Annotated in this window: 19 protein-coding genes and 1 CRISPR repeat array; all 19 genes read right to left on the bottom strand. The window is 28.3% G+C overall.

Features of this window, described 5'->3' with window-relative positions:
- Positions 1-2,991: UvrD-helicase domain-containing protein (locus tag Q0W26_RS06195; RefSeq protein WP_298523414.1), on the bottom strand; the 2,991-nt coding region annotated here is incomplete at its 3' end.
- A gap of 29 nt (positions 2,992-3,020) precedes the next feature.
- Positions 3,021-3,938: a DNA-processing protein DprA gene (locus Q0W26_RS06200; RefSeq protein WP_298523415.1), complete on the bottom strand. Its 918-nt coding sequence runs from the start codon at positions 3,936-3,938 to the stop codon at positions 3,021-3,023.
- A gap of 1 nt (position 3,939) precedes the next feature.
- The gene (locus Q0W26_RS06205) at positions 3,940-4,869 is read right to left on the bottom strand and encodes a hypothetical protein (RefSeq protein WP_298523416.1); all 930 of its coding nucleotides are present in this window, start codon (positions 4,867-4,869) and stop codon (positions 3,940-3,942) included.
- 2 nt (positions 4,870-4,871) lie between these two features.
- Complete coding sequence (locus Q0W26_RS06210; RefSeq protein ID WP_298523417.1) at positions 4,872-7,232, bottom strand: DUF4011 domain-containing protein; 2,361 nt, start codon at positions 7,230-7,232, stop codon at positions 4,872-4,874.
- Positions 7,233-7,344: 112 nt separating this feature from the next.
- Complete coding sequence (locus Q0W26_RS06215; RefSeq protein ID WP_298523418.1) at positions 7,345-7,602, bottom strand: hypothetical protein; 258 nt, start codon at positions 7,600-7,602, stop codon at positions 7,345-7,347.
- Between the two features lie 8 nt (positions 7,603-7,610).
- Positions 7,611-8,336, bottom strand: coding sequence for a hypothetical protein (locus tag Q0W26_RS06220; RefSeq protein WP_298523419.1), 726 nt, complete (start codon positions 8,334-8,336; stop codon positions 7,611-7,613).
- Positions 8,317-9,672 carry an AAA family ATPase gene (locus Q0W26_RS06225; RefSeq protein WP_298523420.1) on the bottom strand — a complete coding sequence of 452 codons (1,356 nt, stop codon included), beginning with the start codon at positions 9,670-9,672 and terminating at the stop codon, positions 8,317-8,319. Before Q0W26_RS06225 ends, Q0W26_RS06220 begins: the two co-directional genes overlap by 20 nt.
- A 122-nt stretch (positions 9,673-9,794) precedes the next feature.
- Complete coding sequence (locus tag Q0W26_RS06230; protein ID WP_298523421.1) at positions 9,795-12,188, bottom strand: hypothetical protein; 2,394 nt, start codon at positions 12,186-12,188, stop codon at positions 9,795-9,797.
- 96 nt (positions 12,189-12,284) lie between these two features.
- Positions 12,285-13,130 (bottom strand): hypothetical protein, encoded by an 846-nt coding sequence (locus tag Q0W26_RS06235; protein WP_298523422.1) that lies wholly within the window; start codon positions 13,128-13,130, stop codon positions 12,285-12,287.
- A gap of 190 nt (positions 13,131-13,320) precedes the next feature.
- Positions 13,321-14,193, bottom strand: coding sequence for an SseB family protein (locus Q0W26_RS06240; RefSeq protein WP_298523423.1), 873 nt, complete (start codon positions 14,191-14,193; stop codon positions 13,321-13,323).
- A gap of 150 nt (positions 14,194-14,343) precedes the next feature.
- Positions 14,344-15,267 (bottom strand): SseB family protein, encoded by a 924-nt coding sequence (locus Q0W26_RS06245; protein WP_298523424.1) that lies wholly within the window; start codon positions 15,265-15,267, stop codon positions 14,344-14,346.
- Complete coding sequence (locus Q0W26_RS06250) at positions 15,206-15,469, bottom strand: hypothetical protein (RefSeq protein ID WP_298523425.1); 264 nt, start codon at positions 15,467-15,469, stop codon at positions 15,206-15,208. Before Q0W26_RS06250 ends, Q0W26_RS06245 begins: the two co-directional genes overlap by 62 nt.
- Positions 15,470-15,471: 2 nt before the next feature.
- On the bottom strand, positions 15,472-15,975 hold the full coding sequence (locus Q0W26_RS06255) for a hypothetical protein (protein WP_298523426.1): 504 nt from the start codon (positions 15,973-15,975) through the stop codon (positions 15,472-15,474).
- Between the two features lie 8 nt (positions 15,976-15,983).
- The gene (locus tag Q0W26_RS06260; RefSeq protein WP_298523427.1) at positions 15,984-16,109 is read right to left on the bottom strand and encodes a hypothetical protein; all 126 of its coding nucleotides are present in this window, start codon (positions 16,107-16,109) and stop codon (positions 15,984-15,986) included.
- A 256-nt stretch (positions 16,110-16,365) separates the two neighbouring features.
- The gene (locus tag Q0W26_RS06265) at positions 16,366-17,181 is read right to left on the bottom strand and encodes a hypothetical protein (RefSeq protein ID WP_298523428.1); all 816 of its coding nucleotides are present in this window, start codon (positions 17,179-17,181) and stop codon (positions 16,366-16,368) included.
- Positions 17,182-17,189: 8 nt separating this feature from the next.
- The gene (locus Q0W26_RS06270; RefSeq protein ID WP_298523429.1) at positions 17,190-18,443 is read right to left on the bottom strand and encodes an AAA family ATPase; all 1,254 of its coding nucleotides are present in this window, start codon (positions 18,441-18,443) and stop codon (positions 17,190-17,192) included.
- Between the two features lie 102 nt (positions 18,444-18,545).
- On the bottom strand, positions 18,546-18,950 hold the full coding sequence (locus Q0W26_RS06275) for a hypothetical protein (protein ID WP_298523430.1): 405 nt from the start codon (positions 18,948-18,950) through the stop codon (positions 18,546-18,548).
- Between the two features lie 173 nt (positions 18,951-19,123).
- Entirely contained in the window at positions 19,124-20,467 is a 1,344-nt protein-coding gene (locus tag Q0W26_RS06280; protein WP_298523431.1) for a UrvD/REP family ATP-dependent DNA helicase, read from the bottom strand.
- Complete coding sequence (locus Q0W26_RS06285) at positions 20,446-22,185, bottom strand: UvrD-helicase domain-containing protein (RefSeq protein WP_298523432.1); 1,740 nt, start codon at positions 22,183-22,185, stop codon at positions 20,446-20,448. The genes Q0W26_RS06280 and Q0W26_RS06285 overlap by 22 nt, the downstream gene beginning before the upstream one ends.
- A 135-nt stretch (positions 22,186-22,320) precedes the next feature.
- Positions 22,321-23,937: direct repeats of the CRISPR family, unit length 31 nt; unit sequence ATTTCAATCCCATTATAGGTCTGATTTTAAT.
- The last annotated feature ends 23 nt before the right edge of the window (positions 23,938-23,960 follow it).

Genomic DNA, 23,960 nt, shown 5'->3' on the forward strand with positions numbered 1-23,960 from the left:
ATTTTCTTTTTTAAAATCATCTAATTTAGATTTAGGTAGATTTTTTGCTTCAAATATATTTATAAAAGATTTTAATAACATTTTAAAATGTTTAAAATCTTCAGATCTGTTATTATTTATAATAATATCAAAAATTTCTTTTTTATCTCTCTCTTTCAATTCAAAATAACCTGAAAGAGATTCTCTTAACTCATCTAATAAACTTCCTTCAGTCATATAATAAGAGAATGTGGTAATTAAATTAGTATTATATAATTTATGCAAATCTAATTTAAAATTCATATCCTCAGTATACTTTTTTTGAGCATCTCCTTTAAGCCAATACGCAATATTATTTCTTGCAACACCAAAATGCTCAATATATATCTGTTTATCCGGAAGATAAAAATCAGGTTGGTATGAATTTAAAGATTTTTCAAATTTTTTAAATTTAATTAAATCATCAAAATCCTTGTTTAAATCACGGTTTAAACAGAAATAATTATAAGACCCGATAAAATCACATATAATTGGTGTTAAAAATTCATGTTCATATGTATCTTCATAAATATAATTTATATTATGCATAAACAAAAAATTAGCTATAACAAGTTCTTCTAAACTTCTAACAACTTCACCTTTATATGATTGCTTCTGATAACCATTATAAAAATCATACTTGTTACGTAAAGTTTTTAACTCAAAACCCCTTTTAAATTCTTTATATTCCTCAATTGTGTCGAATTCATGTTTTATTGGGTTTTTAACATAATAATTAAAATATTCTAAAATCTCATTTAATTTATCATCATCATCTATAACTTTTCGAATATAATTATTTATTACATCATCCAATAACTTGTCATCAGTTGGTCTATATTTATCACAATTTTGGCTAACTTCACGACAAAAACCATGAAAAGTAAAAATATTCACTTTTTCATTGTTGATTTTTTCTTTTAAATCGTTTGCACCTTTACCAGTATAACATAAACATAATATTTTTTTAGGATCAACTCTCTTCTTTTCAATTAGGTAATTAATCTTTTTTTGAATAATAAAAGTTTTCCCAGCTCCAGCACCTGCAACAACTTTTACATTATCTTCATCTGTTATAATAGCTTTTTTCTTATTTTTGTCTTTGATATCTTTAAAAAAGGTTTTATGATTACCAATTTCATTTTCGATATACTTCTCATTAATCCTTACTATACTATTTAAATTAGATATTCTTGTATTTTGATAATTCTGATAATTTAATAAGTCATTATAATATCCCATGAACCGTTCAAAATTATTAAATTCATTAAATATAATATATTCAAACCATTCAGGAAAACTATAGATTTGACTCGCAAAATCATAACATTCCTTAAATTCAACAATTAACTTATTTCGTATAGAATTTGATAAAAATTCTCCACAATTTATTTCAGCACAAAAATTATTTATTAAATTTTCGTTTTGTCTAATGTTATTAATTAAATCAACTGCTTGTACACAACATTCAAAATTAGCTATAAATACCAAAACTTCTGTATTATAATAAAATTCATTGAAATTAGTAGAAAGCTCGTGATAAATTTCAGAATATTCCTTTTTTAATGAAGCCATCTCATATAAGTTTTTATCATTAAATGAATTGATTTTTACAATTAATTCCATCTTTTTCATATAATTGCTTGTTTTAAACCCGTAATTATCAAGTAACTGTTCATAATTTTGAATGAAATACTCCAAATTAGCAAATTCATCAATTATTTTATCTTTTAGGCAATATGGATATTTTTTTATTGCATAAACAATTTCATATATCTCTTTAAACTCAAATATGATATTACTTGAATTTATATCGGAAAATGATTTTTCAGTTAATTTCATATAAAATTTATTAATTAAATCTTCTTTTTGTTTAATTTTGCCGATAATTTTAATAGAATCTTCAATTTTGTTAAAATTTTCATAATAATACCTGAATCTTTTAATATCATTATTTATTTTATCTAAATTTTCGGAAGATATGATATGATATATTTGAGAATATTCAGTTTTTAGTGAAATCATTGACTGTAACTTTTTATAGTTAAATAATCTGATTTTTTGAATCAATTCCTCAAACTCTTTTTTCGACATGCCTTTTAAAATTAATTTTCCCATATCATTAGGCAGAATATCTTTTGATTCATTCACAACATCTTTTTTTGCATTAAAAGAATTATTATTTAGATTAGAGTTTATTTTTTTAAATCTTTTCTCATTTTTAGAGTTCAATTGTTTATTTTCTTTTTGAATAGTACTACTCATTACATTTCTTATTGCAACTTGTTTTTTTCTATGTTCTGCATCTTCTTTATTTTGTTTTCCTTTTTCAAGCTCCAAATTATTTGGTTGATTGCCAGATGATTTTCCAACTAAACTTTCTAAATATTTTTTAATATCGCTGCTAGATGCATCAACTAATCTCAAAACATCAAAATCATATTTAGAAAACTCACCTGCAATTTGTTTTTTTAAAACTTTATCTTTAACATAAGTTAAATCAGGATTCATATCCATAATATAACATAAATCTTCATGAGAAAAATGGTCAAAATATTTTTTAATATCATTAGGTTTGTTTATTTGTGGTTTATTATCTTCCACATTAATCTCCTCATCTGGAAATATACCTCCAAGATATTCAGACAGGAGATTATTTTCATAAGAATAATCTTTAAAAAATAAAACACTATTTTTTATGTTTGCATTTTCACTCAGATTATATTCAGTAACCTTTAAAATTAAATCATTTAACTCATCAATAACATCTGTTTCACTAAAACCATAATTTCTTATAGAGTACATTAATTCAAGAGAAATAGATAATGCATCATCATCAGAAATATATTCTTCTTCAATTGCATCATTTAGAGGGGATTTAAACTTTAGTTTACCTTTAGAAGTGATTGTTATATATTTTTTGCAAACTAATTCAATTATTTTTCTTTTATTTTTATGATTTGAGATGCTCATGAATATCCCATGAATTTAAATAATTAAAATTAAATTAAACTTTGTTGCTTTGACACATGTTTATCCTGATTAATATTTTCTAAATCATCTAAAAATTCATCTATTGATTTTACTGGAACGGCATTAAAGTTATTTTCTAAAATAAATTTATTTCCGTCATATGCCCCATTAGTCATGTCATTTGGCAAATAACTAAATATTTGCTTATTGAATTTTTTAGCGGCATTAACTGTGTGCATTGTTCCACTTTTTACACCACATTCAACAACAAATGTTGCATCACTAAATGCAGCAACAATTTGATCCCTTTCAATATATGTACTTTTATATGCTGTTTTATCAGGGTCGTATTCAGAAATCAGACACCCTCCATTAGCAATAATTTCTTCAGCCAATTTTTTGTGTTTGGCAGGCTTAATAACATTAACACCACTTGGAAGAATGGCTATTGTCAATTTATTTTCATTTATGGTAGTTTGATGAGCTATTTTATCACAACCTAATGCCAAACCACTGATAATTACCCTGTTTGATTCATTCACAATAGATTTTACTAATTGCTCTTCAAATTCCTGACTCAATTTTGAAGGCATTCTAGTTCCAATCACTGCAATATTAGGTTTTGCTAATACTTCAACATCACCTTTAACATATAAAATAAGTGGTCTTTTATTGCCCATATCTAAAAGTTGTTTTGGATAATTTTCATCAAAAACTGTGATAACCTCTATTTCTGAATTAATAACATAATCATAGAGTTCTTCTGCTGAATATTTGGCTTTTTGCAAATCTTCATTTGTAAATTTAGATTCAAATTTCAAAAAACTTAAAATTAAGTCATCTAATCCCTTGCTATTAATTAATAAGTTCCAGTACTTTCCGTATATTGTAGCTTTTCCAACCCTTTTCAAATTTTTTAAAAAAATAATTTCCTTAAATTTCTCCATATCAATAACTCCTTGTTCCACCAATTGCCAACGTATAAATATTTTTTATTTTTATATTTTCATCAGTTAACAATTTTCTGCATGCATTCATAATTGTTCCATGTGTAGTAATGTCATCTAACAGAATAAATGAAGTGTTGTTTAAATCTAATTTTGAATCTATTTTACATTTAATTGAATTTAAATGATCATCTTCTACTAAATGAGCACCCATACTAGATTGGGGAATAGTATTCCAACGAGTCAACATACCCCTGCAATTAATAATCTTTTTTGAACATCCATACTCAAAATCTGTTTTTCCCATATTATACCAATTCTCTATAATGTCAATGCTTTGTTGAATAGTAGATTCAAAGCCTACAGTTGATCTAGGAAGACAAACCAACGCTATATTATCCATATCATTGCTTATTTTTTTATTTGAAATGAAAGAAACGGCTTTCATTATCTCTCTAGTAAAATAATCAACATGCCAACCATACTCTTTAAATTCATAGATTCCCTGACTAATTTCACTAAGCCTATCCCCAGTTCTGTTATTTCTCACTATATATGGAGTTATATAAAAAGCGTTATGTTTTCTTGGCAAATCATTAAAATAACTGTTAAGCAAGGGTTTATCAATATTCTTATAAAACTCATCAATTCTTATTTTGATTTCATATTTAAACATTGAAATATCCTGCAAATGACCTTCAAACTCTTTGATTGTATTTTTTACAATAGTAATAATATTTTCCAAGTGCAAATTATCATTTAACAAATTTTCGTTAAATTGCATTACATCTAAAAACAAATAATTTTTTATTTCATACTTAAAACTTTCATTTAACGAAGAATTGTCAATTATTCTGTTTAGTTTTATTATATTAATCCTGTTTTTCAACTCTATATATGAATCATTACTATTAAAAAAATGATTAACCATATTTACACCATAATAATTTTATTTTTTGATCTCAAGGACAATGAAAGCCTATCTAAATCATACTTTAACTCTTTTGTAATAATCACATAATCAAAATGATTTTCATATGATTCATCTAATAATTGAGAAACCAAACCCATATCCATAATGAATATTCTTTTATTAGCAGTGATGAAGTCTTTATATTTGCTTAACATTATTTTAATTGGTTCAAAATTATTCTTTCTAATCAACTCAGACTTTTGATTAATTGATTTTTCACTATTATTTAATTCTAATGATTTTGAATAGATATGTTGAATTAACAATTGTTCATTATCATAAACTAACTTGCTTTTAACTTCATCAAATTCAGATTCATATCCATCGATTATTTTATTCTCATCAATATAGTTGTAATCACATAAAAAGTTATCCAAAAGTGAATTATAAATATTATACCAAAAAATAGGCCCTATTTCATCATTATTGAATTCATTATTATAAACAAATTTAATGAACATTTTAACATCACTGTTTAAAATATTAAATGATGTATAATCCTGCTTGAAATCAACTAATTTCACAATATCCATTTTGAATCTATTAATCAATCTTTCAATATTCTCAAAACCCATATCCACTTTTAATAAATCAGAATCAATTTCTAATAATTCGAAACTATTATAAAAATTTATTATATCCAATATTTCCTTTAGAATATAATTTGAAATACTGTAGATATAATTGGATATATCTACAACCAAATCATAATCATCCAAAATTAATTCCACTGAATCGAAAGAAATGATTCTCTCCTTAATTAATTCCGTATATTTAAGATTTATATCAATAGATTCTATTATATCTTCATCAGATTCAAAATATATACTCAAATCATTTTTTTGGATATTATTTATATTACCCCTATTTTCCAGATATTCATTCAATAAATCAAAATCATTATCCTCTATCAATATGGGATTTTTATCCAAAATTGAAACATTAATCAATTTATTTACTGAAAATAATTCTTCAAATATCTTGATTTTATAATCTTCATTTAGTTTTTTATTTAACTTTTTAAAATAAATGATGTGCCTTTCAAGAGAATTTGATATTCTAACTAACTTATTAAATTCTTCTGAATCCAAATATTCCAATGAAAAGTAATTTTGCAAATTAAAAATATTTTCATCTATTGTGGATATTTCTCTAATTTGTTCTTCCATTTCTTTACAAAATTCTTCATTATATTTGTTTACATCCCCTATTTCAAAAACGAAATTATCCAAATTCAAATCATCGATTATCTGGGCAAAGTGATCCTTTCGCATTTTAATTTCTTTCGGATTAATTTCAAAATTAGAATAATTTGTATTGATTAAATGTAATATTTTTGAGCTATCATCATACTTTTTAACAATATTGTCTAATTTTATTATATCCTCATTTTTATCTTTTTCACTATTTAAAATATCTTCATAGAAATTGTTTTCCGACATATTTTCTGATAATCTTAAGATCAATGATTCTAAATCATCATTTCGGAAAGAATTTACAATTTCATCGGCAATTTCATCGTCCGAAATTATTAAAATACTGTTATTTAATGAAAGTAATGATTTTAAATGAAATATATCATCTTCAATTTCCAACCTTTTTGCATTTGTTTCTAAAGCATCGTCAAATATGTTTTTTTCATTAAAAGTAAATATGTCCTTTCCTTTTTCAAATAATTCATACTTTTCTTGAATTGAACACCAATTATCAATATTTAAATCATATAAAAGACATTGAAATTTCAAATCGAAGTTTCCAATATATGCGTCATTATAATAATTAATGTTGTCTGAATTTTTTAATAAATTAATAAAATCTGAAATATTGCCATCAAACATAGGCAAATGAACATTCTCTTCATCTGAAATAAATTTAAGAATCCCATTAAATTGGATTTCCTGATTATGATTTCTAAATATCCTATATTCCTCTTGACATTTTTCAATGAATATTGGAATCAAAATGCATGGAGCTAAAAAACTATCAAATTCAAGTAAACCATATACCAAATAAATATTAGAAAATCCATTCTTTTTAAGATAATGCTGACGACTATCATTTAATTTATGATATCTTTCGTTAAAGTCATCTTTGGAAATAGTTGTCTTGATGCAATTTGAATCATCATCAAATGAAATTCTGAAAAAATCATCAGAATTATGGTTTAAATTTATAGAATCTAAACTTTTTAATTCATATACAATGGGTATGTACATTTCCTTTTCAAAATCAATTAAATCATATTGTCCGTCAAAATCATCTAATAATAAGTCTAATTTTGCGTTAATTTGATTCTGTAAAATTTTTTTATTAGACATCATTTTATTCCCTTAAATAATAAATTTTAAAAATATTACTCATAAATACTTTTCGAATATGTTAATCTATACTATTTTCTATCTTTATTAGAGTTATAACAATAAATTTCATTCTTTATGTATCATATAAAACACATTGAGAAATATTTAACAAATCTAATTCTGTTCTAAGCCTTTTCTCATCAACATCACTAACATTTTTCCCTCTATGAACCCCATTAGAACGTATTGTATAATAATAATTAATTGATTTGAATGGAATATCAGAATTTAATTTATCAAATTCCAATGTTTGGCTATTAAAAATTTTTTGAACCTCATTTTGTTCTTTTAGATAGTGCTTTAAACTATCTGCAAAAATTGATATGCTCATTATTACACCTAAATCAACCTTTCATAGCTTAAAAAATAACTGAATTTAAAGCTTGGATAAATTTTATGATAATCTATAATATTTCCACGTTCCAATCTCCGATAATTATTTTCTATGCCCACATCCATTGTTTGAACTCTTTGTTTGGAACTATTATGTTTCTTTTTATCATCATAATGACTAATAAAAACAATCAATTTCTTTTCAACATTATCTAAAAAGGTTTTAATATCCTTTTGTGGAAGATTATAATCAATACAGTACTGTTCATATAAAGCAGGAATAACCATAGTTAATGATTCGATAGGTTTTAAAATCAAACTAAATTCAACCTCATCACCGTAATAATTCTTAATTTTGCGTAAATTCTTTTTAAATTTTTCAGACAAACATTTATACTTATATTCAAGATTAGAATCATTAACATCATTTGCCATGATTTCTAACATGTCACGGGCATTAGGATCATTAAAATTATGGAATTTAAACTCAATTATATATAATGTTAATTTACCATCAAGACTTTCCTTAAACCATAATGCATCAGTAGTTTTGGGAGTATTTTCTTTTAATAATTCACAATCCCAACACATCTCATCAAGTGAATACATCTTAAAGTCATTAACTATTAAAGGTTCATCAAAATCACTCTTTGATATCTCGGTAATATTTTTATAAAATTTTCCATGGCTTTTAATGAAATTTTTGAATTCCTTATTGGTTAAAACTTCCATTTAAATCACCCATATGTTTTTTAAGTCTTAATTGGTCAATTAGGTCATATGGTCTTCCCAAATTATCATAAATTCTGTATAATTCATCATTTTTAACTCTTTTAAAACTGTATTCCCCTTTAACATTTGATTCATGAGTTAAATAAAAATTAATGGAGTCCCCAAAATCATAATATTCGGAAAATGCATCAATAGATTCGATGAACATTGGACTGTGTGAATTAAGATAAACGATAACATCCAATTCCTTTGCAAGCAAAACTAAAATTTCGGCAAATTTAAACTGCCATTCAGGATGTAAATTAACTTCAGGCTCATCGATGACTAAAAAAGTACCTGGTTTTAATTTATGATTTGCCAATAATAGCTGAATGACTCCAATCTGTTTAATTCCAGAAGAAGTATTCTCGGTAGAGATTGATTTGGGGATTGTATTTTCATCACCTCCCTCTGAAACTTTTAGAATGGAATACCCCTTCTCTGGGACAAACGAAAACTCATTATTTGCACTATTAAACTGCCCACTAATAATACTATTTATTTTTTCTTGAACAGATTCGATATTTTTAACTACTTCGTCATCAGTATTCCTTAAGTTATCAGTTAGATACTGTATATGCTCCATGTATCGGGGATCTTGAAATTTCATGTCAAAAATTGAAAATGAATCTAAATAAAACACGTCTGTCAAAAAACTAAAATTTCCATGAGATGAATAATAACCCTCAGAATCATTGAACTTCTCAAACTCATCATCCATATATTGCTCATAATTATATCTCAGTTCTTTATAATAATGATCTTCACCATTTATTATAGAACATCTAAAGAAATCACCATAAAGATTTGAAATTCCTTTGAAACTTGATAAGGATTCGTTTTCCCAAATTAATTTAAAGATTGGAACGCTATAATCATTATATTCATCGAGAACTATTCTAATCAAGCCATCCGCACGTTTAATCTTTTGATCAAAAACAAAATCAATTGCAAATAAGTGTTTGATCTTTTTATATTCTTTTTTAGCTTTTTTATATGCATCTAAAATTTCTAAAAAATCATCATCAATAGAATATGCACCAGACAATCCATGGTTGCCATAAGGTTGAGGGTTGGCAACAATATTAATAATGGTGTTCATTAATGGTATTGCTTCCTCTTTTACATAATCCAGTCTTTTTAAAGAATTTGCCTTTAAAAAACAGTATAATAATTTGCTTGCTGTTGATTTACCACTTGAATTAATTCCGCCAATTACATTTATTTTATTGAGTTCTAATTTGGCATAATGAATTTTTCCAAAATATTTGATTTCTAGAGTCAAATTTTCATTCATGAGTTACCCTCCATCTATTTAATTTGATATCAACTTATTTATTGAAATAAAATCATTTATTTCAATTATTAAGTGTGTCATGATTTATACTCCCTAAATTATTAAATTCAATATTTAATTTATTAAATATCCTGTTTTTTAGCATTATCAAATCTTTTAATAATCTCTAAAATATCCTCAACAGATAAATAATTGCTATCTTTATCAATTAACCCCCATCTAATCCAATAATCAAAATCATATTTTCCGAGTAAAATCGGATTAATATTTTTCTTTAATGCAGTTATTGGATCACCTGACTTTAAATTCTGATTTGCACCATTAATATATGAGAGTACATGTGACCAATAAGCCTCCGCTAGTTGCATGAATTTTTCATCACCTAAAGAACCTTTATAAACGAATTCAAATGCAACATCAATCTCACAATTTACATCTGATGCCGCTTTATAAAGAATTTCATTACTTAAGGTTGCATCTGTCATTAATTCAACTTGCTTATTAATTAGTTCCTCAGTTACACGTTTCTCAATATTTTTATAATCCTTTTTAGCCATGCCCATTTTCTTTAAAAATTTTGGATTAATTTTACCTTTTTTAATAAGATAATCAACAATATAATATATTCTTAAATTAAGAAATTCCTCTTTAAACTTATCATGTGTTCCTAAATAATCATCCAATTCATTCTGTGATAATTCCGCATTTTTCAAAGCCATATTCACATTTTTTTCAATTCTGAATTGCACTAAAAATGTTTTGAATTTATTGTCATAATAAACATTTTCAAAGTAGTCATAATATTCCATGAATCGCACATCACCGGATCTTCCGCAATCGATATAACAATTAAGTTCATCTTCGGATAATTCTAATTCATTCAATATTTCAGATTTAGTCTTATAATTTTCCGCAGCACTTTTGAATAGTTCCAAACGAACTTTAGCATATCTATTTTTAAATGAATCATCTTCTAGCCATGAATCAACTTCATGGGCATCAATTGTTAATATTCCGCATATTTCGTGTGTGCTTAATGATTCCAATCTATAATTCAGGTATCTCTGCTGCAAAATTTCGGTTAACAATTGAGTTTTTCTGAAATCTTCAATTTCAAGCTTTGCTTTTTCAAGCGATTCATCTAAGCTGTCCTCTTTAATATGATTCAATAAAATAGCTTCTCTTTTTTCAATTTCTTCAAAATATTTGTCGGCCAAAACTTTGTGAATCAATATTGCATCATTAAACTCTTCTTCACTAAGTTTTACTTGATTTAATGCCTCTTCTTTAGTATAATTTTTTTTAAAAATCTCAACAAACTGTTTTAATTTCTGTTTTATTAATTTTTTTGATAACTTCTCGGAAAATCCTGTGAAATATTGTGACCAAAAATCAATTTTTTCATCATCAAGAATTTTCAAATCATGTTTTTCAATCTTTCTAAACGAATCTTTGATTAATAATTCATTATACTTGATGAATAACTTATCTTTATTTCCATCAATAAATTCAGATTTTTTGTTTTCATACCAACTTTCTAAATTAAACTCTAAGACGCCCATCTGTTCAAGAGCATATTGATGTGAAAATCCATTTTCCATAATATTTACAACTTTCCCAACATAATACTCATCAATTCTATTGGAAACATTATTATAGGGATATTCACTGGAAAGATAAAACCTGGAATTCAATGGGTCTTCAATATAACCGTTAACAAAATCAGATAAAAACTTATCAACTTCCATGAATTCATCAGTTAATTTGAAATACTTGTCCAATTCCCCATTAACAATATTTATGTTATTCCCAAATTCTTCCAGAATATTCTTACTTGTCAAATCTTTAATCAATTGGTTTTTAAATGCATAATCAAAATCCTCTTTTCTTAAAAGAGCATTAGTTCCTTTTTCAGAGATGATTTTTGTTAATACTTCCCTATAATTCAAAAGATTATCGCAGTCAGTGCAGAAATTGGATTTAGTGCGAACTGTTGATTCATCGCATATAATGCATTTATCAAAAGTTTTTTCTTGTTTTATAATTGTTGAAATGAACTCTTTTGGACATTTATCAATCTTTTTAGGCTCAATATACAAATGCTTTTCATAGTCTTTGGTAATGATTTTATAATAATAATCTGCAATATCAAAAAGTCTCCTATTCAACTCAAAAGCAGTTTTTTTATCATCTTTTAGGGATTTTGTGATATTAATATTGTGAATAGATGAATTTCTATAATAATATGCTTTAATTAATAAATCGCCAAAATCAAACTCAATGAAACCTTGTTGAATTAAATCGTATATATTTTTTACAAATCCAATATCTTTATCAACTTCATAATCATTTAATTTTGCAATATCATATAAAATATACTCTAAAAATCTTGTAGAATACGCCAGCATGGAAACTGGAGTAATCAACAAATCTTCTTCCATTTTTACTGCAAGTTTATATAGTTCTGGCCTAAATTTTTTTATAAAATTATAATTTGTGGTGTTTATTGATGACATGATAATATGTTGTTGTTAAAAATATTTAAAATTATTTAAATAATATCTTGCCATTTGATGTCTTGCAAATTTCCCCATAATCATAATAATACCAGATTATTTAAAAGTATCATCCAGAACATCCTGAAAAATAGCTAATAATTCCTCTAATGATTTTAATACTATTCCTCCCTTGTTAAAAGGAGTCTTTCCCCTATGAACAATATTGCATCTGATTGTATAGTAATAATCAATTGAATCCTTTGGAGAACTTGAATCCAGTTCAATCTTATCTAAAGTATCGGTCCTATAGATTTTTCTTCTTTCCTTTTCTCCAATATGTTTTTTCAAACTTTCTTGGAAAATACATTCTTCAGAAAATTTTTCATTATTCGATGATTTAGAACCGTTTCCATATTTTAAACCAGTATATCTTTCAATAGCAGCCCATAGTAAAATATAATTCCTTTGGAGCTTGAAAAAACATTTAATTTCATCAAATTCCTTATAACTTTCTTTCATGATTTTCTTATATTCTTTTATTTCATCACTAATAACCTCAATTGCTTCATTAAAATAAGGATCTGCACTTCCATCAAAATTCTTTCCTATTGGAATGGGCCGTGATCTTGATGGTTTTCTTCCAATTAGAACATTTGCAGGCTTACCACAAACGAGGATTTCTTTCCAATAATATAATTTTTCAGATTCAACCTCACAGATGACATCATATGCATCATATAAGAAATCTTCCCTGAATTCTATTAGAAAACCTGAAGTATTGAAAGTTTCATCTGAATCTCTACTTATAAAAGGAATTCCATCTCTTAAAAACAACCGATGTTTGATGTCTTCTTGAGACACATATTTGACATACTTTTCAATTCTCGAATATGCAATCTGTCCTGGCTTGAAAATACCATATGCAAAGAATGGATACTTAATATTAGGTTTTTGAAGCACGTTTTCACCATAAAAATGTATATATTATATTATTATTTTTTTATTTTAAATAATATCCCAATTTACACTGAAGTCATATATCACTACTTTTCACAATCAAAATAGTCTGCATCTCAAATATTATGAGAAAATAATTATATAAGCATAATCAACATATGAATTATGCAAATTACTTCAAGAATAGGTATATTTAATCAAACGTGAATAAATAACGTTTTCCTGAGATTAACCTTTTATTATAGCACATCCTATTGATTAAGGGCCAATGTTCAACAAGAATTTCTGTTGGAATCATATAATTTTCATCGCAGGGATTTATAGCGATTCCCCCTAATTCATGTTTTATAGAGTAATGTGCAACAACCGACAAATCAACCAATGACAAATACTTGAACTTATCTGTTTTGACATTTTTCAATCTGCTTTCATCAGTAAATAATGCAACATGTTGATTTTGATTATAAAAATCATATTTGTCTGTTAATCCAAATGTATCGATCACTCCATCACATTCAATGATACTCATATCATTATCGCAAACCATTAAGCCAAAAAGTGGATTTGAAGATATGATTTTAAGCAATTGAATGAAATTTCCTGAATTTTTGATAAAATCCTCAACTTTTCCATTATTCAATGAATCTTTCAATGATTGAAGTTCTTCAGCGGAATATGCATCACTGCAATCTAGAATATTTGATGGCAAATCATTTAAATTATTTATGAACTTCTTTGTCAGATAAATATTTTGAGTGGAAACATTCAAAATGAAGCCATCCATTTTGAAATCATTAAGAATTTCTTTCAATGTAGAAAACTCAAAGTCCAATGAAGATGAGCTTGCATCGGGAAAAGCCTTTTTGAATTCTTCAACATCAGTAAAAATAAATCCGTATTTCTCACTGTCCAATATCAAAGTTATCGGAATAATGTTCTCATCATGAGCAATCAAAAGCGAAGAGTTAATGAGCTCTGATACAAATCTGTCACGATATCTTTTTAGAGTAACTGACAAATCTAGAAAACAATCAAGATTTTTAGTTAAATATTTATTAATGACCATTCTAACACCTACACAATACCTAAACAGACCCCATCAAGAAACAAACTGTTAATTTTCTTAAACTAACAAATTAGATTTGCATTTAATGAAATCGTCAAATTCGCTAATTGATGGAATCTTTCATTTGCAATACATACATTCCATTCATTCTCATATCAAAAATGCATAATCATCATACTTGTCAACGCTTGGAGAGTTGAAGCCCTTCATGAAATTCATCAGAAATTCCCTTGATATGGCAATGTCACCATCCACAATGATTCCTGCAAGATCATTCTTCAAGGCAAAATCGATGAAAACGCCCAGATTGACCAAGCTGGAATACAGGTGGCAATTCCTTAAGCTGAGATTTATCGTTTCGGGAGATGAAAAGAGGACAGCATAATTGTCCCTTGTTCTATAAAACATTTTTTCCCTTACATTATGGAGGGAAATAACCCCCTCCTCCTGAAAATCGTCCAAATTGCCCCTTGACGCCACCACTATCAGGATATCAGATTTGAAAAGCAAATCCATCATCCCATCGAAATCCCATCTTTTGGCTTCATCCAAAAGGAATTCATTCAGTTCTGCATTATCTATGGAATCGTAGATTCTCCTGATTTCCTTTAGGGTGAACGGCTGGTAGTCTAGGTCAAACCTGTAATCGGTATCCATGAAGTCCAGAAGCTCTTTTGTAATCGGAAAGCGTTCGGATTCCACATTGATGATGTATCCATAAACTCCCTCCTTTATGAGCTCCAGATAAAAGTTGAACTCGAAGAATTCGGGCGAATAATTTTCGCCGAATGACCCCTTATTATATTCATGGACGTCTGTGAAAAGTGGAATGAAGGATTTTCCTTCCATCCTTATCATTGCGCACCCTCCCCTTTCACTGTCCATCGGCACTATCAGGGTCGAGTACTTAAGCTCCTCCAGCAGGTTTCCCAATTCCTCGTTCTTTTCGAAGTTGTCAAATTCCTTTCTTAAATGATCGTTTGTGACGGTTGCAGGCATGTTTTTCATCTCCTCAATATCTCTTGTAATTGCTCTTGCACCAAGGCAGCCTGAAAGATGCCGGACTGCCTTCATGAGAGATTGCACCAATATATGTGCTTCTGATGTTTGTAGGCTTGGTTTCGGGGACTTTATCATCGTCCCAGGGAAGGTCTCTTCCCCAAACCTTGCTTTTCAGCTTTTCGCAGGAATCCGCCCAAATCTCACGTTTCCTTCGGTCTGCCATATATATGTATGACCATGAGAATCTGGTGTTGCACCTTATTTCAAAATCCATGATCATTCCTCCTTGAATTTAAATGAATTCATTATGTCTGCAGTTTCCTGCTCGTTCGGAGTTGAAAGGTAAACTATAGTGTTTGTGGTCGAATTCTTCTGGTATGCTGAATAGAGCGGCTTGCCGGATGTGAAGTCAATCTGATGGATGAGAATGCCATCGACCGTCCATGACGGCTTTTTAAGCTCATTGTTCAGGAAGGAAGTTATTTTCCACTTCTTATAGTTGATCATCTTGTCCAACTCTATGACATTGATTGTGATTTCGCCTGTATCATCAACGAACTGGGTATACCCTTTTGTAATCGGCCTTGATGTGAAGTTATCGGCATTCACGCAATGTATGCTGAATGTTCCGAAATCAAAGTTTCCTTTCTTTGGTGCAAACACCTCGCCGTCACCATAATGGGAAGGATAGTCCTCCACTATATTGGGATTGGTAACGACAAATACAGAGCAGACAACCAATGTCAGTGCAATTATTGAAAAAATCAGTATCTTATTCATAGCATCACCTACAGTCTTATATTATACATTATTTCATAGAAGTTCCCTAAAGCGATGAACGGGTTTCCGCTCATGCAATAGCCGTAGCACATGAAAAACAATCCATGAGTCAAAACGATCAATAAAAATATCAATGCTATGTCCTTTATACTTTCCTTAAAAAAATTATACATGATTCCTTGATTTATATAGGGAATTATATCCTCTACATTCAACAGCAACATGTCTAATGTTATCTAATATTAAATTGTCTATAAAATCTTCTAATGTGATAGTCTGGTTCAAAGTTACACCTCTGGTAAAAGTGCTTTACAGTTGATGGTTGTAAGCAATATAATTTATTTACTTCATAGTATAAAAATGTTGTGGTAAATAATTAATTAGTTAGTTTTAAACTAAAATATCATTAATTAAATTATCTTCAAACTCCTTTTTTGTCCTAGCCCTTGCTTCTATAAATATCTCAGGCTCCATTCTTTTATAATATTTTTCATAATATTGTGCTTGTTTATGAAGATTATCTTCATTTTGAGTCCCACTACTTATACATACCCAATAATATTTTTCCATTTCAGATAAATATTTTCTAATATCTTTTTTAACATAATTTTTTTCTTTACAGTAATCTTCATATAAACCCGGCAATGCTATAAAAATTGCTTCATAAGGTTTTAATTGTAAACTATTTTCAAGTTTATCAAAATAATACTTCCTAACTACTTTAAAATTTTCTACAAAATCATCGCTAAAACATCTTTTTTCTTTAGAATCTGGATTTTTAGATTTTTTAATAGAGTATTTATTACTTTTTTCTATTATCTCTTCAAATAAATTTTCTAATTTAATTTTATTAGATTCATCTGGAATAAACTTAAATTCAATAATATGTAATTCTAAATTTCCTGTTTGGGATTTTTTACAAAATAATGCATCTACAGATTTAGGAAATCTATGTTTACATCTTTTTGAGTTTCTTTGACACTGTTTGGATAAATCCCTCCATTTAGAAGAAGCTTTAACCATCCAATCTAATCCATACATTTTTTGAGAATCATTGATTAATGAATCATAAGGTGGGGAATCTGAACGAGAAAGTTCAGTTAATGAATCATAAAATTGATGTGTATGCCCTTCTTCATCAACAAAAGATTTTTTTTCAAAACTTTTAAGAAACTTTAAAAAACATTCATCAGTTAATGGATCCATACTACCACCTAATTTGAATTATCATTATTTTTAGATTTTCTTCTATATTTTTCTAGAGACATATATGGTTTAGATAACTCATCATAAAGTTCATATAAATTATTAACATCAATATATTTAAATTCATAACCTGAATCTTTAAATTTTGTTAAATAGTAATAAGTATCATCTTTTAAACCATAATAATTAGAAAATACTTCAATAGCTTCAATAAACATTGGACTATGAGTGTTTATATAAATAGATATATTTAATTCTTTAACTAATAACAATAAAATTTCAGCAAATTTAAATTGCCATTCAGGATGTAAATTAACTTCAGGTTCATCAATAATTATAAAGCTATCCTCTTTTAATTTCCGATTAGATAATAATAATTGTATAATCCCAATCTGTTTAATACCTGATGCAGTATTTTGCATTGGATATGGCTCAGAATCTTTAGAAACATACCTAAATCCACGATTAAATTCAATTTTTCCATTAATAATATTATTAATTTTTTCTTCAACAAGAATAATATTCTCGTTCCATGTATCATCAAACATTTCTACAGATTGATCTTCGCTATCTCTCAACATTAAATTTAAATAATCAACATGACTATAATATCCATTACGTCTCAATCTAAATGAATGTGGGGCACGATTTAAATCAAATATGGAAAATGAATCAACATAAAAGACATCATATATCTCTTGATAAAATTTAGGTTTGATAATTTTGTTACTTATATTCTCTTGAGGAGGTGTAAATAAAGATGATAAATTAAATGAATCTTCATCAAAAGAAATTTGGCCGTTGATAGTATTATTTAAAAATTCAATTCTTAATAAACTTCTTAAAATTGATAAATATAAAGAATCCCCATTTTCTTGAATTTCTTCAATAGAATTATCAATATTATTAATATCTCTTTCTAAGAATTTATTATAAGTATATTTTTCAGAAGAATAATATTCATCTTTTGAATGTTCAAACTCTTCTAATAATTCTGTAAAATCCATATCTCTAGTTCTACGATTTAATCTCACATCATCTTTTATTCTACTCAAAATTACAGAAATTGAATTACTTAAGGATTCATAAGCAAAATCTTGTCTTTTATTACAACTAGCTTTTAAAAAACAATATAATAATTTACTAGCTGATGATTTTCCAGTTGCATTATGACCTCCAATAATATTAATTTTTCCAATATCAATATCAGCCTCTTTTATAGGACCAAAATTTCTAATTTGAAAATTCATTATTTCTTCCATGTTGATAACATCCTAAATATATTATTTGATATTTTATTTACGATTCAATAAATATTTTTTTAAACAGAAAAGTGATAGAGTGCATCCCTATAGATTCACTGATTATTTTTTAGTTAATGGAAACATCCATACTTCTCTCTTAATACCATTAGCATCAGGTTGAATATCTTTATATGGATCTCCAGCTAACTCAACTTCTCCTTGGTATGTGTACACTCCCTCTTCAAAAACTTCAAATAAATGAATATTTACACCATTAGTATCTGATTCATATAATATTCTATTATTAGTCCCATTAAGTTGTTGATGCCCAAATCTACCCGTTCCAGTAAAATAAAGAACATCCCCTTCCCAAGAATCATCATACATTAAATTATGGTTGAAAATAAGTATTAATGTATTAGTTTCTTTAGAATATGAAATACCATGAAAATCAGAAAATTTGAATGCATCCATAATCTCCGATTTGTTATATCCCTTTCCGATAACCAAGTCATTTAAATCCATTTAATTCCTCCTTAATTATGAAAAAAGTTGAATAAAAATTAACTAGAATCTTCTTTTCATTAAATTTAATTTTATAAAAATCCTCCTAAAGAAAATTATATAATAATATTAGATTTTATTGTTTTTATAATGTACTATATTTAATAATCAATACACTAAATTGAAATTAAATTTTATATACTACAAAACATTCTATATGAACAATTTTTACAGGAATTAAATCGTTTTGGAAATTTGGTGCATTGTTTAATTTTTTTGGCTACTTTATTTAAACATTCTAATTCCTTATTATTTTTTTCATCAGTAATATCAACAACATGCTGATAATCCCCCAAGACGAAATAAGTAACGGCTTTTTTAACATTATATTCACTAAATTCAGGCAATTCATTCAATGCTGCGGCATAAAGGTGCAGTTGCTTGGTATATGCATCGATATGTTCATCATCATATTGCGCATATTTATAATCCAGAATGACAATTTCGTTTTCTCCTACTTGATAAATCAAGTCAATTGCCCCATTGAATATGTAGTCCCCCATATCGATTTCAAAATCAAGTTCGGCTTCCAGAACTTTCATATGCTTTGAATAGGTTTCATAATAATTGATTACATTATCTTTGAACTCCTCATAATCTTCAGGGCTTTCTTCAATGTCAAACATTGATTTATAAGCATCATGGACAATATCTGTTAACTCAGGAATGCTTATTTCCTGATTTTCCTTAAGCTTCAGGTTGACAGTTTCCATGATTTCGTGAAAGACAGTTCCTCGATTTGCATATTTCTGGCCAGTTCGGACAAAGCCCAAGTTATAGCCCAAATCATATTTGAATGGGCATGATAGGTATTGGGTGTATTTGGAATAGTTCATGACAAGCTTATCTGAATCTTGATTTCCATAATGCTCTTCAATTGTGACATCTTTCAAAGCATTGAAATCAAATTTTGAAGTATGTTTCCTGACCCTTTCGATTTGTTCGGGGGTTTCCCCTACTGTGGATAAGATCAATAAGTCTGCCGCCCTTGTCATTGCGACATAAAGCACCCTGTCCTTCTCCTCTTCATTCAACCGGTTTTCCTCTTCAATAGAAATGGTCTTATGCACCAATTCGCCGTTTTCTTCTTTTAGAATTGTCTTATATTCCAAGCATTCGTTTGGAGTGTAATAAGTATCATCAGGCCATATTCTGTCTTCTTTGCGTTCCGGATCCTTGTTTATCATTGGAAAACTGTCCTTTTTAAGTGAGGTTATTATGGTTACCGGAAACTCAAGGCCCTTTGCTGCATGGATTGTCATCATCTGAACGCCTTTGCCGTTTTCATGATATGAATCATATTTTTCGATTACACTGCTTAAAAAGAACCATGCTTCCCTGACATCAGTTTCTGAAATGAATGACTCGTAATTGGATATCGATTGAGTAAGCATTGCAAGATTGGCTATTTTCTTATAATTCCTTTCAGGATCGATGAACAAGTCACCCAATGCAATCAAATCATAAAATACTTCCAAAATGGTAGGGGATTTTCTGACATTATGTCATTCCGCAAACCATGTAGATATTGGAAGAATTCCTTATCTTTTTCATTTTCGATTTTATCTAGGTCTACGACAGGCATCTGAATGTTTCTGAAAATTTCAATGAGAGTATCCTGGTCCTCATTGTCTTTAACCCTGTGAGCAGCACTGACCTTGCTGTCGCCACGAATTTCCCTAATCTCATTCTCAATTTTTATGACTTCACTATTGAACGAATCCGCCACCCCATTCAGATAACATTTGGTTGAATCATCGAGTGACCAAAATAATGGTTCAAAGTATTCTCCGCAAAATGCCTTAAGGTTCAACTCATTTAATTCAGCTTTTGATGGAATATATCCTAAATCAGTCCTACGGGATATATACCACAATAAAGTCATGATAGATTTGACTTCATCCTGTTCGGGCAAATCAAACCTTCCCACAACGGAAAAGTCAATATCATCATCGCAATTGAATTTATCAATCAAATTCGCTATCGTTTCATCGCTATGCTTCCTATACAATATTGCAACATCCGAATAATCTCGTATCATGTTATCGCGCATCAATGTATTAATTATTTCATATATGTTGTCCGCTTCCTCTTGGCTGTCCGTGTTCTCAATTAAAAAATTGAGATTATTGTAGTCCTTTTCTTTGCTTCGCATGCTTTTATTTGATGTGGCCTTCCTTTGAGGCCTTATGAACTCCTCTGTCAGCCCAACGATATTTTCTGTAGAGCGGTGATTGACATCCAAACTGACCACATCCGGATTGTCCAATCTGATCATCTCATCGAAAAAATCATTGAAGGAGCTTCTGAATGCATAGATATGCTGGTCGACATCTCCCACTGCAGTAAAATAATCACAGTTTTTCCTTAAGATTTCAAAAATCCTGAACTGCAGTGGGTCAGTATCCTGAAACTCATCGATAAAAATGGTATTATACTTAATATCTGTGTCTTTTTTCAATTCATTCAACGTTTTCAATTGCAACGTATCATAATCAACATAATCATATCTATCCAGATATTCCCTATACTTCGGATATGCCTTTGCAATCTGAAGGTATCTTGCATTATACCATGACTTGGAGTAAAGGTCACGTTTCTCATAGTCAGAATTACCTTTTTTAATTTCTTTTTTAATCGGCTTGTCATGATCGTCAATTCGCTTTTTGGAAAAATAATCCAAGGAATCTATGAAATCCAAGTAATCCTGTGTGATTTCCCTTGAATCAGCAATTTTTTTTGCTAAATTAATTGGGTCAACCTTGTAGCAAGTATATTCACTGAACCTCTTTAAGATGGATGGAATATGATAATCAAAAACCGTGGATTCGCCAACAAAGCCAAAATCTTTCTTGAATTTCTGAATGAATAATCTTTTCCTCTCAGAGGCATCATCATCTATGAGAGTTACTGACTGGTCTTTTGATTTCAGGTATTCCAGACAGAATGAATGTATTGTGGAAATCTGCATCTTTTGAACAATGCTGTTCGAAAGCTTTTTTCGCAGCTTATTTATGAGATTGTCTGCCGCCTTTGTCGTGAAGGTAATGACAAGAAATGACTTTGGATCTACTCCTTTTTCAATCAGGTCTTCAATCCTTTTCACGATTACAGTTGTTTTTCCAGAACCTGGACCCGCTTCAACAAGAAGAGTTCCTTTGCCATGAATAATTACATCTTTTTGGCTATTGGTCAGTCGATTTCATCACACATATATAACAATATTGCATCAACATTATTTATATATATTTAAAAAAACATTTCAAATTTAATCAATTATCAGTATATGATTTAATGGTACATTGCACTTTCTTGATGCTTTTTAAACATATTTTCAATCTTATTATGAGGCGGATTTTAATAATGGCACATATCGTGATTATTACACATTCACAAATATTCAATCCGGTTATAAGCCTGATTTTAATCCATAATCCAATGATTGATTAGCATACACTTGCTTATTTCAATCCCATTACAGGTCTGATTTTAATTAGTGGTATGTTGTTGATGAATCTGAAATCGAGGTAATTTCAATCCCATTATAGGTCTGATTTTAATACTAAAAACACTAATTAACCTCCTCCGATTATAACTAATTTCAATCCCATTATAGGTCTGATTTTAATTAAGTTTGTCATTTAAAATCACCTCTAATTCCTTATTTCAATCCCATTATAGGTCTGATTTTAATGTGGTATTTGCAAACACGAATATCTTACTCCAAGATTTCAATCCCATTATAGGTCTGATTTTAATATAGATATTAGTGAAAATTGTACAATACTGGGTTGATTTCAATCCCATTATAGGTCTGATTTTAATCAGATTATATTGAACGCGAAGTATATTTCTGTGTGAATTTCAATCCCATTATAGGTCTGATTTTAATAACCAGTAGTGGAAATGTCGAATTACTGAATACAAGATTTCAATCCCATTATAGGTCTGATTTTAATTTACTACTAATCTTTCTAATAAATTGATTATGTGTATTTCAATCCCATTATAGGTCTGATTTTAATCCCTGACCATAGTATGAATGTAGATCATAACTGGATTTCAATCCCATTATAGGTCTGATTTTAATTTATGTAGTTCATCATATTTTGTAGTGTGTAGGATAATTTCAATCCCATTATAGGTCTGATTTTAATGCAGACTCTCCCTACTGCCAGTTCAAGCACTAATTTCAATCCCATTATAGGTCTGATTTTAATTCGGATAGTTTAGGTACATCAACTACAAATAATAAATTTCAATCCCATTATAGGTCTGATTTTAATGAATACAAGTGGCAGATGTGATTTCTATATCAAATTTCAATCCCATTATAGGTCTGATTTTAATCTAACACCAACAGAAATAATCAACAACGCCGAATACATTTCAATCTCATTATAGGTCTGATTTTAATTGATTTATTAATTGAAAGGAATTGAGTTGATATCTAATTTCAATCCCATTATAGGTCTGATTTTAATTTTAAGAAATCCAATACAATAATCATATTCATATGTATTTCAATCCCATTATAGGTCTGATTTTAATTAAAATTACCAATATCCCTATGATTAATAACTGGACATTTCAATCCCATTATAGGTCTGATTTTAATACAGTATCTACAAGAAAACCATTGTCTTTTAAAATTTCAATCCCATTATAGGTCTGATTTTAATACAGTTAAAGCAGTAGAACCCTCAATATTCTTAGGATTTCAATCCCATTATAGGTCTGATTTTAATCTTCCTGAAAGGAACATCAGTAACAAGCATTTTCCGATTTCAATCCCATTATAGGTCTGATTTTAATGAAGATAAAAGAGCAAATGAACTCCTTTGGACTAATTTCAATCCCATTATAGGTCTGATTTTAATATAGTAGAAGTATGACTCATGGTAAAAGTATGACTCAATTTCAATCCCATTATAGGTCTGATTTTAATGGTAGACCGACCAAGACTTCAGA

This window comes from uncultured Methanobrevibacter sp. (genome assembly GCF_947169325.1).
Classification (GTDB): Archaea; Methanobacteriota; Methanobacteria; order Methanobacteriales; family Methanobacteriaceae; genus Methanocatella.